Source organism: Pseudarthrobacter sp. BIM B-2242, from assembly GCF_014764445.1.
Taxonomy (GTDB): domain Bacteria; phylum Actinomycetota; class Actinomycetes; order Actinomycetales; family Micrococcaceae; genus Arthrobacter; species Arthrobacter luteus_A.
The window spans coordinates 4,162,357-4,175,825 of sequence record NZ_CP061721.1 but is presented as its reverse complement, the minus strand read 5'-3'; the positions used below and the strand labels follow the sequence as shown (position 1 = coordinate 4,175,825).

The 13,469-nt window shown below is 66.4% G+C and carries 11 protein-coding genes; 5 read left to right on the top strand and 6 right to left on the bottom strand.

Annotated features, from left to right (window positions below):
* Positions 1-77: 77 nt before the first annotated feature.
* Entirely contained in the window at positions 78-1,001 is a 924-nt protein-coding gene (locus tag IDT60_RS19245; RefSeq protein WP_191080276.1) for a hypothetical protein, read from the bottom strand.
* 228 nt (positions 1,002-1,229) lie between these two features.
* On the opposite strand from IDT60_RS19245, the gene IDT60_RS19240 reads away from it, so the two are divergent.
* On the top strand, positions 1,230-1,631 hold the full coding sequence (locus IDT60_RS19240) for a YchJ family protein (protein ID WP_223883812.1): 402 nt from the start codon (positions 1,230-1,232) through the stop codon (positions 1,629-1,631).
* Here IDT60_RS19240 and IDT60_RS19235 read toward each other — a convergent pair.
* The 3 genes from IDT60_RS19235 to IDT60_RS19225 all read right to left on the bottom strand — a co-directional run bounded on the left by IDT60_RS19235 (position 1,628) and on the right by IDT60_RS19225 (position 4,951).
* The gene (locus tag IDT60_RS19235) at positions 1,628-2,503 is read right to left on the bottom strand and encodes a TIGR04086 family membrane protein (protein ID WP_191080275.1); all 876 of its coding nucleotides are present in this window, start codon (positions 2,501-2,503) and stop codon (positions 1,628-1,630) included. The genes IDT60_RS19240 and IDT60_RS19235 overlap by 4 nt on opposite strands.
* Positions 2,504-2,554: 51 nt before the next feature.
* On the bottom strand, positions 2,555-4,585 hold the full coding sequence (locus tag IDT60_RS19230) for an acyl-CoA dehydrogenase family protein (RefSeq protein ID WP_191080274.1): 2,031 nt from the start codon (positions 4,583-4,585) through the stop codon (positions 2,555-2,557).
* A gap of 63 nt (positions 4,586-4,648) precedes the next feature.
* The gene (locus IDT60_RS19225; RefSeq protein WP_191080273.1) at positions 4,649-4,951 is read right to left on the bottom strand and encodes a hypothetical protein; all 303 of its coding nucleotides are present in this window, start codon (positions 4,949-4,951) and stop codon (positions 4,649-4,651) included.
* A gap of 244 nt (positions 4,952-5,195) precedes the next feature.
* Here IDT60_RS19225 and IDT60_RS19220 point away from each other — a divergent pair, with 244 nt between their 5' ends.
* From IDT60_RS19220 to IDT60_RS19205, 4 genes are all read left to right on the top strand, one after another.
* Positions 5,196-6,659: a DUF3375 family protein gene (locus tag IDT60_RS19220; RefSeq protein ID WP_191080272.1), complete on the top strand. Its 1,464-nt coding sequence runs from the start codon at positions 5,196-5,198 to the stop codon at positions 6,657-6,659.
* The gene (locus IDT60_RS19215; RefSeq protein ID WP_191080271.1) at positions 6,659-7,558 is read left to right on the top strand and encodes a DUF4194 domain-containing protein; all 900 of its coding nucleotides are present in this window, start codon (positions 6,659-6,661) and stop codon (positions 7,556-7,558) included. Before IDT60_RS19220 ends, IDT60_RS19215 begins: the two co-directional genes overlap by 1 nt.
* Complete coding sequence (locus IDT60_RS19210; RefSeq protein ID WP_191080270.1) at positions 7,555-10,986, top strand: ATP-binding protein; 3,432 nt, start codon at positions 7,555-7,557, stop codon at positions 10,984-10,986. Before IDT60_RS19215 ends, IDT60_RS19210 begins: the two co-directional genes overlap by 4 nt.
* A gap of 194 nt (positions 10,987-11,180) precedes the next feature.
* Positions 11,181-11,864: a hypothetical protein gene (locus IDT60_RS19205; protein WP_191080269.1), complete on the top strand. Its 684-nt coding sequence runs from the start codon at positions 11,181-11,183 to the stop codon at positions 11,862-11,864.
* Positions 11,865-11,976: 112 nt separating this feature from the next.
* Here the strand turns inward: IDT60_RS19205 and IDT60_RS19200 are convergent, their stop codons facing one another.
* Entirely contained in the window at positions 11,977-12,801 is an 825-nt protein-coding gene (locus IDT60_RS19200; protein ID WP_191080268.1) for a DDE-type integrase/transposase/recombinase, read from the bottom strand.
* 176 nt (positions 12,802-12,977) lie between these two features.
* The gene (locus IDT60_RS19195) at positions 12,978-13,412 is read right to left on the bottom strand and encodes a hypothetical protein (RefSeq protein ID WP_191080267.1); all 435 of its coding nucleotides are present in this window, start codon (positions 13,410-13,412) and stop codon (positions 12,978-12,980) included.
* Positions 13,413-13,469: the final 57 nt, after the last annotated feature.

Here is a 13,469-nt window from a genome sequence, read left to right as displayed (position 1 = left end):
ACGTAACGCGGCCCTGCGCCGTGACGTTTTGTGAACGTTTCCTCGCCCTGTAAACGTTTCCTTCAGGCCGGCCGGGCTCAGGTGTCCGCGGGCAGCTTGGCTTTGAGGGCCGTCGCATGGCCGGAGAGCGACACCAGGGAGCCGGTGTCCAGCAGTGACATGGGCGCGGCGGCCGGTGGCTTCGTGAAGGACCGGGCCGCGCCGCGGCCGTCGCGTCCAGGACTGACGCGCTCGGGAATGTCCCTATGCAGAGCCGACTCCACCAAAGGTGCCACGGCCTCCACCTTTGCCGCGGGGACGGACGGGGCGGGAAGCTCGCGGACAGACACTTTGATCTCCGGGGCGGAGGCTCGCGCGCGGGCCATGGCCCGGGCGTCGGCTTCGGCGACGGCGGCCGCCCAGTCCTCGGCGAGCACGGGCTGCTCACGGCGGGCGGCGGTGAGCAGGGGGTGATGCTCCACGGCCTCCTGCAGCCGGGGGCGGAACTCGGATGGTTTCAGGAGGTCGCGGCCGTTCCGCGCAGCCTGACGCCAGTCCCGGGGCGCAAGGAGCGCGGCGGTCATGGCACTGCACCAGGCAGCCGCCATCGAGAATGCTGCCCTGCACCGGGCACGGGCTTTGGCCGGGGCCGCGCGGGTCCTAGCCCGGAGGGCAGCAGCTTTGGCCCGGAGGGCAGCAGCTTTGGCCCGGAGGGCAGCGGCTTTTGCGCGGAGGGCGCGGGCGCGGAGCACCCCGGCGCGCGGCGGTTTGGCGGAGGAGGGGGCAGCGTCGTCGTCGTGTGACGGCGTGCCCTGTTCTCCGGTAAGGCGGACCAGCGGGAGGGATTCGTGCTTGGGGAGGCGGCCAAACAGGGCCAGGACGGTCAGGACCATCAGGCGCCCGACACCGGCCAGGACCAAAGTGGCCACCACCAGCAGGAACAGGCCCAGGAACATCAGGAACGCCAGCCCCAGTGTGCCGAAAAACGTCAGGTTGAGAGCGATCGTCGTTGAATCTCCCACGTCATCTCTCCAATCTGCCACCGGCGGAGTCCGTCCCGGCACTCACCACGGGCACCAAAACCCCCTACTACCTTACGGACTAATTTTTGGCCGCGCCGCCGCCTGCAGGGTGATTCAGAGGTTGTTTCAAAGCTGTTACCGGATATGACGAAGGGCCCTTCGGCCTATAGTCGGAAGAGACCACCACGCCGCCGCGATGCGGCCCGGACCACTGCCGAAGGAGCACCATTGCCCGAGAACCCAGGCACGGCCGGCAACTGCTTTTGCCTTTCCGGCGAGGCATACACGGACTGCTGCGGACGCTTTCACAGCGGCGGTGCCGACGCCGCCACGGCAGAACAGCTCATGCGCTCCCGCTACAGCGCGTTTGTCCTGCTGGACGCCGGTTACCTCAGGAAAACATGGCATCCGGACACGGTGCCGGCGGACCTGGAACTGGACCCGGCCATGGAATGGCGGCGGCTGGATATTCTCGCCACGCACCGCGGCGGACCGCTGGATACGGAAGGCACGGTGGAGTTCAAGGCGCATTTCCGGCACGACGCCGAACGCGGCGTCCACCACGAAACCAGCCGTTTTGTGCGCGAAAACCGGCGCTGGTACTACGTGGACGCCGTTCTGCCCGCCTAGGCCTCGCTGTACGTTTCGTCCGGGGTGAACCCGGCTTTGTCCACCTTGCGGTGGAAGTGCATGCCCGCCAGGCCGCCGAGCACCGCTCCCACGAGGGCAACCGCGGCCACCACTACTGCGGCGATGATGCTGGTTACTGTCAGTTCGCCCTCGTTGACGGGGATCCGCGGAAAGCTGTTGAGGTTGGCCAGGACGTTGAACTGCTGCCCGGCAAGAAGGCCCAGCAGCGCCACCACAACAGCGGCGATCAGGGCCCAGACCCACACCATCATGCCCTGCTTGGCACCGTTGAACCGGGCCATCCGGCCGGCCACGTAGCCGCCTGAATAGTAGGAGACGAAGAGGATCACCAGCAGGATGACGATGCCCGCCACGCCCACGGTGCCGTTGGTGGCCATCTGGTTGACGGCCTCATTGACATCCGTGTTGTTGGCCAGCCCCACCGCAGTGCCCGCCGCGGCCACGAAGGCCGTCAGCAGGACAGCCATCCCGGTGGCGGCCAGCCAGCCAAAGAAGGCAGAGCCAACCTTGACGCCGCCGAACTGTTCCTTCTCGCGGGCGACGGCGGTCTGGCGGTCGGTCAGGCGCGGGTCGGTCAGCCGGGGGTCGATTACCGGTGCGGCCCCTGCCGGCTCGGCTGCGTACGGCTCAGCCCGGTAGGACCGCTCCGCGCTTGGCTCCTGATCCCCGGTGGCCCGCGCCCCGTACGGCTGCTCCACGGTGGACTGCTCAACCCTGGGCGGGTTGGTCTGATCGAGAGCACGCGTTGGCTCACCACCTGCGAAGGACGCATCACGGGCAGTTTCGCTCCGCAGATTGTCATTGCGGGCGCGCCGCGGAAGACCGTCCCCTGGTTCCATGTGGTTGCTCATAGGTCAACTCAACCACTGCTGCCCGGCGATAACAAGGATGCTTACTATTCGCTAGCGATAGTCCCGGTGCAGGTTTTCCTTGGTGGACGCGCCCGGCGTCGCATCCGCGATCCACGGCCCGGTGCCCTCCGACTGGTCCAGCACGCCGGCCTCAAGCCAGGTGTAATCCCCGGCCAGGACCTTGCGCGTGAGCCCCTGGTCGCCGTCGTCCGTGTTGCGCCAGAGCTGGTCGAAGTACTCGTCCACGCGGACCCGGGCCTGCTCGCAAAACGCCTCCGCCAGTTCGTAGGCGCTCGCCGCATTCTCCGGCGCCGTGTGCAGGATCATCTCAGCGCGTGAGCAGCATGCCGCCATGGCAAACAGTTCGGCACCGATGTCCACCACCCGGCCCAGGAACGCCTGCTTGTACGCCAGGTTGGCCTGCCAGCGGCCCATTCCGTAGAAGGTCTGGCGGGCAAGCCGGCGCGAGGACCGCTCCACAAACCGCAGTTGCTTGGCCAGCCGCCCGAACTCCCCGTAGGAGCGCGGATCCATACCGGCGCCGGCCACCAGCTTTGGCAGCCACTTGGCATAAAAACCTGACGCACCGACGGCGGCCTTCGCCTTGTCCTGCAGGCTCGCCGTGACGGAGGCGAGGTCGCCGGCCGCGGCGAGGTGGGCATCCACCGCCTCGCGCGCGATGAGCAGTTTCATGATCTCCGAGGATCCCTCGAAGATCCGGTTGATCCGGAGATCGCGAAGCTGCTGCTCAGCCGCGACGGCCCGCTCGCCCCGGGCTTCCAACGAGTCCGCTGTTTCGAAGCCGCGGCCGCCGCGGATCTGCACCAGTTCATCCGCGATGCGGTAGCTGATCTCCGTGGACCACAGCTTGGCCAGCGCGGCTTCGATCCGCACGTCCTTCTGCCCCGCATCGGCCATTTCGGCAGACAGTTCGAAGACGGCGTCGAGGGCGAAGGCCGTAGCCGCAATGAACGCGATCTTCTTGCTGACGGCCTCGTGCATGCCCACCGGCTGGCCCCACTGAACGCGGGCACTTGACCACTCGCGGGCAATCTTCAGGCTCCAGCGTCCGGAAGCAACGCACAGCGCCGGAATGGAAAGCCGCCCGGTGTTCAATGTGGACAGGGCTATCTTCAGCCCCTGGCCTTCACGCCCCAGCCTGTTTGCTGCAGGCACGCGCACCTGATGGAACCGGGTCACGCCGTTTTCAATGCCGCGGAGCCCCATAAAGGCGTTGCGGTTCTCCACAGTGATGCCGGGGGAATCCATCTCGACCACAAAAGCGCTGATGCCGCCCTTGTGCTCAGTGCCCTGGGCATCGGTGTGCGCGGGGACTACCGCCATCACCACCACCAGTTCGGCGATCACCCCGTTGGTGGTCCACAGTTTCACGCCGTCCAGAATGTAGGCCCCGCCATCGTCCGTTGGCACTGCCGTGCTGCCCATCCGGGCCGGATCGCTGCCCACGTCCGGTTCCGTCAGCAGGTAGGCGGTGATGGCTCCCGCTGCGCACCGCGGCAGGTATTCCCGCTTCTGCTCCGGGGTGCCGAACTCCTTCACCGGCTCGGGGACACCGATCGACTGGTGGGCGGACAGCAGTGCACCCAGGCTGGGGTGGACACTGCCCAGGAGCGCCAACGCCCGGCCGTAGTACACCAGCGACAGGCCCAGGCCGCCGTACTCCCGGGGGATTTTCATGCCAAAGGCGCCCAGGTCTGCAAGGCCCCGGAGGTATTCGTCCGGGATCTTGGCGTCGCGTTCGATCCTCCGGCCGGACATGGTGCGGGCGTATTCGGTCAGCCGCTCCAGAAAGGCTTCGCCGCGCTCCACGTCTTCGGCCTTCGCCTTGGGCCACGGGTGGACCAGGCCCAAGTCAAAGTTTCCGAGGTAGAGCCCCTTGGCAAAGCTGGGCCGGTCCCAGCCGGTCTCGCGGGAGGCCTCGGCCAGCGCGCGGGCATCCTCTGCAGTGGCTTCCGGGCCGAGGTTGTCCGCGGCCACGGGAACGTCACTGGCCGGAGCATCCTTGGGAGGGACGTCGGTAACTGCTGCCTTGGTTGCGGGACTGTCAGTGGCGGAGCTCATGGGGTATCTCCTCTGCCCGGGATGGCCGGCTCAAGCCATGGATCCGCCGGGTTGGAGAACCCTTTAGCTGTCTCCCAACATTACCCGCGGGTAGCTTCCGGTGCTAGGGGAAGGCTGCCCCTGAAACTCCCCGGGAAGCTCAACCGTGGCGGCCTTGCGGACCAGCCGTTCCCAGCCCAGGTTGATGCCGTGCACCGTGGCCACCAGCGACGTGGAGACAGCAACCCAGGCCAGCTTGCCCAGCCCCACCAGGATGAGGGCCAGGAAACCCGCCACCAGGACGAAGGCCGTCAGGGCCACTGCAAACACCAGTGTTCCCATAAAGACCATGGTGGCCGTTTCCACTGAACTTAAGTCGAACTGCATTGTTCCCCCTGCTGCGCCGTTGCCTCGGTTGAATCAGTAGGACTGAGCGTAGGGGGTCCCGGACGTCCCAAACCAGACACAGGCCGCGCGGAACCCGGGTTGATACGGGATCGAAATGCTACCCGCAGGTAGGTCACGGCGCGGTCGCGGAACGCTCACTGTTAGGGGTGCAGGGCGTCTGCGTTAACCTTGTAGTTGGCAGTTTTCCTGCCCAACCCATCCCCCGCCAGTTGAAGGAGAGTGCGTGCCCCGCTCCGCCAGGTCATCCGCTGACGTGATCAGCGCCCGGCTCCGGGACCTCGAACTCCTCACCAAAGGACCCGCCTGGGCGCTCACGCGCTCCGCGCCCTGGGTCATCGCGGTGCTGCAGGCATCCTTTACCCGCACCCGTCCGCAGCTTCCGCTCGAGGAGTTCCACGCCGACGTCGACTCCTTCCTTGAGCAGCTGCGGCGCCAGGAGCCCGGGCCGGGCGGAGCCGCACCTGGCACGTCTTCGGGCCGAAACTACGCGGACGAGTGGACCCGCAAGAACTTCCTGACCCGGCGCAACCAGTCGGGGCAGATCGTCTACGAGGTCACCGAACCCGCCGCCCGCGTGCTCGCGTTCCTGGACAGCCTGTCCAGCGAGCGGTCCACGCTGAACGGTTCCCGGCTGGGCACGCTGCTGGGCGACGTGGAGAAGCTGGCCAACGAGACCAACCCGGACCAGAGCGCCCGGCTGGAATCCCTCGGCGAAGAGATCGAGGAGCGGCAGCAGCTCATCCAGGACATCAGCTCGGGCGACTTCGATGGCCTGCTGGACGACGATGAGGCCGTGGAGGCCGCGGGCAACATTCTTGACCTGGCCGCGAGCCTGCCCGCCGATTACAAAAAGATGCGCGACCGCATCGAGGAACTGGTGGGCGCCCTGCGCAACCAGATCATCGAGGAGTCGCTCAGCAAGGGTGCCACCATGGCCCAGGTGCTGGAGGCGGACAAGCGGCTCCGGCAGAGTCCCGAAGGCAGGACCTTCCGCTCCTTCACCGCATTTCTGGAGGATCCGCAGCAGCAAATGCGGTTCCGGTCCGCGATCGGCGAGGTATTGAGCAGGCAGTTCGCCGATGACCTCTCACCCGAGGACCGCGAGACCCTGAAGAACCTCGTAGCGGAACTCCGCCACCAGCACGGTCAGATCCAGCGCATCTACGGCAAGCTCAGCGAAAGCCTGAACACCTACGTCCAGAGCGACGACTTCCGCCAGTCCGTCCGGCTCCGGAAGGTCCTCCGCGAGGCCGAACAGGCAATCAGGTCGCTGCCCTACGAGCGCGAACGGCCCGGCCTGGTCCGCGGCCCGGCGCTGTTCAACGCCGGGTTCGAATCCCTGGCCATGGTCAAGCTCTACGACCCCGACGAGTTCGCCGTCCCGCCCAGGCTCGCAGACCCCATCGCCTTCAGCGACTCGGACCGCGTGCGCTCGCCGAGAACGCGGAAGGCGAGCCCCGCCGCCATAAGCGCCGCCGTTGCCGGCGCGTCCACCCTGGCCGAAGCCTGGGAGCAGCTGCCGGCCGGGGAGCAGCACATCAACTCCATCCGCGCCCTCCTGTCCCATGCACTGCACGAAGGCGCAGCCTTCGACCGCGGAGCCTGGGACGGCCTGGACTTCGAACAGATAGACGGCACCACCCGCAAGGCGTACCTGCCCGTGGTCACGCTCACAAAGGATTCATGATGACTGAAGCAACGAACGATACGAGCTCGGCGCCCGATGCCGCCCAGGGAGTGGCATCGGGCCTGTCGGAGCCGCGCGCTGAGCTGATCGAAGATCAGCGGTGCGGCGAAGGGGCGGGGGCGGCATCGGGCGCTGAGCGACCTGTTGGGGCAGCACTCTCCCCGCGTGACACCTTTGTGGACGGCGCGGCGCTGTTCCCCGGTGACACCGGCGTGCTGTCGATGAAGGTGCGGCAGGCACTGGTGAAGCTCCTGAAGGGCCCGTACGTCGATGGTGGCCGGGACGAAAAGCTGTGGACCACGCTGCTGGACAACCAGCTCATCCTGCGCAGCCGCCTGTCCGAGGTCTTCCTGTCGCTGCAGCTTGATCACGAACGCAAAATCGCAGTCCTGCGCCCGGTCGACCCCGAGGCCATCGGCGGCAGCACGCGGTCGAGCATCCTGCGCCAGCAGCGTGCGCTGAGCCGGGTCGAAACCATCGTGCTGCTCCGCCTGCGCCTCCTGCTGGACCGCCACGTCACGGCCCAGACCGATCCCACCATCACCCGCGAAGAAATCGCAGACCTTGTGGCCCACTACCAGCCGGCCGGCCAGCAGGACGCCCTGCGCGATTCAGATGTTGTCACCCGCGCCATCACCAAGCTCCTGGCCCGCCAACTCCTCCTCACCACCGGCCTGGAGGACGTCTACACCATCTCCAACGCCCTCCCACTGGCCCTCCCCTTCGAAAACATCGGCGACATCCCGGCCCAGATCGAAGCCCTGGTGGCAGCCACAACAGATCCCACAGGCACCGAACCGCTGCTGGACCTCGACAACGACACGGGTGCCGAGGACGACGACGCCGATGCCGCCCCCGCCGACGCGAACCCAGCCACAACAACGGAGAACAACAAGTGAGCATCGCATCCATGTTGCCGATGGGCGACGTGACGAACCCCGGCCAGATGCGCCTGGTGTTGGTGCAGGTGGTCAACTGGGGCACGTTCCACGGGGCGCACACGATGCATGTGGACCGCAACGGAACGCTGCTGACGGGCAACTCGGGCGTGGGAAAGTCCACGCTGTTTGATGCCATGCTGCGGGTGTTCGATGCCCGGCCGCGCTCCAACGAGGCCGCGGCACAGCGCTCGGGCGGGGCCGTGGAGGACAAGAGGACCACCTTTACCTACATGCGCGGCAAGGTGGGCGACAAGGCCGTGGGCGAAGGCTCGGCCAGTGCCTTCCAGCGCCCTGGGGCCACGTGGTCCGCCGTCGCGCTGACGTTCGATAACGCCGCGGGCACGCGCGTGACCGTGTCGGCACTGTTCGATGTGCCGAAGAACGGGACGGAGTCCAGTGTCGGGCGCTTCTACCTGATCGACAGCAAGCCGCTGGACCTGCCCGCCATCGAGGACATCGCGGACAAGCGCTTCACCAAGGCAGCGCTGGAGGCCGTCTTCCCGGATGCCCAGATTTTCGACGTCCATAAAGCCTTCGCCGAGCGCTTCCGCCGGCTGCTGGGCATCAGCTCGGACCAGGCCCTGCCGCTGCTCCGCGTGATCCAGGCCGGCAAGGGCTTGGGCGGCAGCGTCAATACGTTCTTCCTGGACCAGGTGCTGGACGCCCCGGCCACCCTTGCGGCGGCGGACGATGTGGTGGAGGAATTCAGTAACCTCATGTCCATCCGGCAGCGCCTGGAGGATGTGCGGCAGCAGCGGGACCAGCTGGCCCCCGTGCCCGGCCTCAACAAGGAGTACGCACAGTCGCTGCTGGACGCGAACCGGCTGCGGGAGCTGGCCGGCGAGGAATTCGAGGCCTACAAGCAGCAGCTCGCGGTCACGGTGCACCAGAAAACCCTCGTGCGGTTCAAAGAACTGGCCCAGGCCAAGGCCAGGGAACTCGGCGCGGAGCGCCTGGTGCGCGACGGGCTGGCCAAGGACCTGCGTGAGCTCGAAACCGACTACAACAACCAGGGCGGCAACGCGATCTCCGCGATCGAGCAGTCGCTGGAGAACGCCAAAGTTGGCCTGCGGCTGCGCGAACAGGTGGAGGAGGCAGCCCGCAAGGCCCTGTCCGACGCCGGGCTGCAGCTTGAGTGGACCGCCGAGGGCTGGGAGCAGGCGCACGAGCAGGCCGCTGCGAGATCAGCCGAGCTCAAGGATGACTCCCAGGCCCTGCAGGAACTCCGCTTCGAAGCCTTCGACGGCCATGCCACGAAGAAACGCGAGCTGGCGGCGGCACAGCAGGAGCTGGTCTCGCTGCAGACGCGCAAGTCCCTGCTGCCGCCGTCGAGCATTGAAAACCGTGCCGCCATCGCGGCAGCCACCGGGGTGCCCGAGGACCGGATGCCGTTCGGCGGCGAGCTGATGGACCTCGCCGAGGGGGAGGAACAATGGCGGCCTGCCGCTGAGCGGGCCCTCCGCAACCTGGCCACCACCCTCCTGGTGCCCGGCGAGCACTTCGCCGCAGTGACCCGGTACCTGAATGAGAACAGGGTGCGCGGTGCCCTGCGCGCCGTGGACGTCTCCAAGCCGCTTGCCGGCGGCGCGCTGGCCGTGGAGGACGTGCGCGACGGCGACCTGCTGACCAAGCTGGACATCCTCGCCAGCGGCGCGGTGGCCGACGCCGGGGAATGGATCCGTGAGCGGATCGCCCTCGACTTCGCATATCCGTGCGTGGAGGACCCCGACGAGCTGGCGAAGCTGGACAAGGGCCTGAGCCTGGGCGGTGTGGTCAAGCGGAACCGCCACACCGTGGAGAAGGACGACCGGTTCAGCAGCCGCCAGGACTACGTGCTGGGGTTCGACAACGCCGCCAAGCTGGAACTCGTGGCCGCCCAGGTGGAGGACCTGCAGCAGGAGCTGGCGAAAGCGGCCGAACTGGCCCAGAGCCGCGAAGAGTCGCACCAGGGCATGAGCCGGCAGTTGGACGCGCTTCGGCGCATCGCCGAGGACCACCGGCCCTGGGAGCAGGTGTCAGCTGCCGTGGCAACGGAGGAACTCAGCCGGATTGAACAGCGGCTCAAGGACGCCCTGGCGGCCCAGGCAGACCTGGAGCCGCTGCGCGCCAACATCGAAACGGCGCGGCAGAAACACCAGGCCAGCACCGAGGCCGCGGCAGTCCTGCAGAGCGAATACAAGGCACTCGACCGGCAGCTGACCACAGCCGATTCACTGCTGGAAGGTGCGCGCGCCCGCCTGGAGCAGGCGCCGCCGTCGGACGCTACCATCACCGCGCTGGCGCCGTACTTTACGGACTTCGGCGACGTCAGCGAGATGCATGAGCTGGACAACCTGGCCAACCGCGTCCGGACCGCCCTGCTGGGGGAGCTGCACACCGCCGAAACGCGCGGGCAGGCCACGTCGGAGCGCCTGACCCGGATCTTCGAGGGCTTCGTTCGTGAATGGGGCTCGGCGATCTCGGCGGACCACGGCACGTCCATCGGCGCGGCCGGCGAGTTCGAAGCCCGCTACCACGCGATTGTCAGCGACGGCCTGCCCGCACAGGAGACCGAGTTCCGGCAATTCTTCAACCAGCGGACGCACGAATCGTTCAGCACCCTGCTGCACCTGCTGGACGAGGAGCGGCGCTCGATCACCAGCCGCATCCTTCCGCTCAACGGCATCCTGTCCGAGGTCAACTTCCACGAGGGCAGCTTCCTTGAACTCGACATCAAACAGACGCTGCCCGCCACGGCGAAGCAGTTCAAGGACGCCATCCAGAATGCTTTGAAGGCCCGGCACACGCGGCCCGCCCGCGGTGCTGCGGACTCCGGCGGGGACGACGACGCCGAACTGACCGCGCGCTACAAGACCCTGGAAACGCTGGTGAAACGGCTGGGATCGCCCACGCCCGAGGACCGCCGCTGGCGTGCCGAGGTGCTGGACGTCCGCGGCCACCTGTTTATCCAGTGCAAGGAGCACCGGGAAGCCGGCAAGCGCACCGACGTCTACATGCACGCCGATACCGGCTCCATGTCCGGCGGCGAGCGTCAGCGCTTCACCGCGTTCATCATGGCGGCGGCACTGAGCTACCAGCTGGGGATCGCTGAGCAGGGGTTCACCACGTACGGCACGGTGATGATGGACGAGGCATTCGTGTTGGCGTCCGAGGAATTCGCCGGCGCGGGGATTAAGGCGCTGCACGAGTTCGGGTTCCAGCTGCTGCTGGCAGCCCCGGAAAACGTGATCGACCTGTCCCGGCACCTGGGCTCGGTCACCGAAATCCTCCGCGACAAGCGCACCAACCGGTCCGGGGTCCTGACGGCACCGGTAGTCCGGCCCCGCCCCGGCAGCGAGGGGGAATGGCGGTCCGAGGCGAACCCCGTGGACATTATTTTGCGCTAGCCGTTATCAGCGGACCGCGGTTATAACAAATCGATGGATATATTGTCCGGATGCTGTTGGAGGGCGTTGTCCTGGTGCCATGCTTGTCGGCATCAAACACTCGCCTTCATCCTCTTTCCGGGTACATGCGGAACGCTGGGTCCTGCATCTGACGCCTGATGAGGTTGGCGGCCTTCCCTTGAAAGGCATGACAAATGCGCCCAGCACGCCGCGCCACCACCTACATGGCGCTCACCGCCGTCGCAGCCCTCACCCTCGCAGGCTGCGCGGCCAACGTCTCGTCGGAAAGCCCTGATTCCCCGGTCCCCGAGGCATCGGCCCCGGCATCTCCGAGCCCCTCTCCCGCGGCCGGCACGCCACAGCCGGCTGTCCCTGGTGACAGCCTGGCGACCTACACCTTTCCGGACGGCCGGCTTTCCTTCCAGCACCCGAAGGACTGGCGGGTGGAGCTCTTCGAGGCATCCGCCTCGCCCTTCGTGGGGACTGCCACGGTCTACGACCCCGCCGGCCGGATGCGGATCACCGTCTATACCGGCGAGATTGCCGACGTGGTAGCCGGCTCCGGCGCCCGGACCGTGCTCGAGACGGACCCGGTCCTGGGCCTGCGGGGCCATGCTGTTCCAACGCCCCATTCGTCGTTCTTTGTTGATCGCAGCGGTGGCGCTGCACAGTATCGAATGGGTCTTACAGCAGGATTGCCGGTCTCGCCGGACGGTCAGGTGCAGAACGGGCTCATTATGCTCGGCAACCGCGTCCTGACTGCCGACGTGCTGTTCGACGGTCCGCCGTTCGCAAGTGATGATGCGGCGAAGGACTGGTACTGGGGAGCTGACGGCAAAACCCTGAAGGCTATTCTGATGAGCTTCACCTACCGCTGACCCCACCCCCGGACGCTCTCTCACTTAATGCGGGTTTTTGACCGACGCTCTCTCACTTTCCTAAAGAAAGTGAGAGAGCGCTGGGGAACGCAGGTTGTCAAGCTGTGTGGAGTCATTGGGTTTGTTGTGTGGGTGTTTTTGTTGTCGGGAGGTTGATTCCGGCATGGCTGGCTGGGGCTGGTGTCGTTGGGCGCTGGTGGAATCGTTCGGGGTGTTTGTTGTAGTAGCGCTGTAGTGCCTGGTCCCGGGTTTTCCAAACTTCCTTCCATGAGCCGTCATGGACTTCGGCGGGCGAGAACAGTGCGATGCCCGAGTGTTTGTGTTGGGTGTTATACCAGGGCACGTAGTCGGCAAGGTAGGCCCGGGCGGCCTCGACTTCTTTGAACACACGGGGGTAGCCGGGCCTGTACTTCATGGTCCGGAACCCGGACTCGGAGAAGGGGTTGTCGTTCGAGACGTAGGGCCGGTTGTGGGAGAGCTCCACGCCGTGGCCGGTGAGAGCTTCGCGGAGCAGGTTTGATCGCATCGCCGGCCCCGAGTCGGCGTGAACTATGCGCGGTGCGCCATACCGGGCGATCGCGGTTTCGAACATCTCCACAGCGAGATGGTCCGCCTCCCGTTCCTCGACCCGCCAGGCCACCATGCGGCGGGAGTAGATATCAAGGACCGAGTAGGCCTTGAACGACCGTCCCCGCCAGGGTGAATACAGATCGGTGATGTCCCAGGACCAGACCTGCCCCGGGCCCGTGGCCATCACCACGGGCTTCTCCCGCGGGGGCCGGTTCTTCCCTGTCCTGGTCGGGATCGCGGGGCGCAGCATCTGGTCCTCGATCTGCGCCGCGACCCGCCACCATGTGCGGCGGGAAGCGAGCATCACCCCCGCGTCCCAGGCAGCCGCGTAGGAATGATCAACGGAGACCTGGTTGGCCCAGCCCACCAGGATGTATTCGCAGATCCGGTCGCGGTCATTGGCGCTGACACGTGACTGGTAAGCGCGTTCAGACTGTCCGAGCGGGTCCTGGACCCCTGCGCGGGGATTCTGCCGGTAGTGCCAGGTCGAGCGGGATACGCCGGCGAACTCGAGGGCTTGCCGTTGCGAGCCGGTGAGCGTTGTCAGTTGCCGGACGAGGATGTTCTCGGCTTCGATGAACCTTTCGGATCTTTCGTCCGGGCCGTATCGGGCTCTGGCACGCTCAACTCGTGCAAGAGCCCGATAGCTTTTCCCAAGGCTGTATTCGTGCCTTCAAGATCACGAATACGGCCCTTGAGCTGTTCGACTTCGGACTGGTGTTCAGCGATCTCTTTGGCGCGCGCTTTCTCAAACGCGGACCACTCGCCATTCGTGCGGGCCATGTTCCCATGCTCTCGTGGAATCAGATTCCGGTCGAGGTCACCCTCTTGCACCATCCTCCGCCAGCGCCGGAACGTCCACTCAGTCACTGGCTGGGAGGCAAGCCATTCCTTCCTCGTCCCGTACGGCTGCACGTAATACTGATGCACCAACTCCCGAATCTCATCGCGGCTAATACCTCGCGCACCAACAGTCATGTCTGCTCCTGCTCCTCATCAATCATTGGCTGACTCACAACCAGCCTGACGTAGAGG

What these genes read in the sequence shown, in the direction of transcription:
- IDT60_RS19225 (WP_191080273.1), bottom strand. Translation starts at nt 4,951, where the DNA reads ATGCAGTTCGACTTAAGTTCAGTGGAAACGGCCACCATGGTCTTTATG.
- IDT60_RS19195 (WP_191080267.1), bottom strand. Translation starts at nt 13,412, where the DNA reads ATGACTGTTGGTGCGCGAGGTATTAGCCGCGATGAGATTCGGGAGTTG.
- IDT60_RS19235 (WP_191080275.1), bottom strand. Translation starts at nt 2,503, where the DNA reads ATGAGCAACCACATGGAACCAGGGGACGGTCTTCCGCGGCGCGCCCGC.
- IDT60_RS19205 (WP_191080269.1), top strand. Translation starts at nt 11,181, where the DNA reads ATGCGCCCAGCACGCCGCGCCACCACCTACATGGCGCTCACCGCCGTC.
- IDT60_RS19230 (WP_191080274.1), bottom strand. Translation starts at nt 4,585, where the DNA reads ATGAGCTCCGCCACTGACAGTCCCGCAACCAAGGCAGCAGTTACCGAC.
- IDT60_RS19215 (WP_191080271.1), top strand. Translation starts at nt 6,659, where the DNA reads ATGACTGAAGCAACGAACGATACGAGCTCGGCGCCCGATGCCGCCCAG.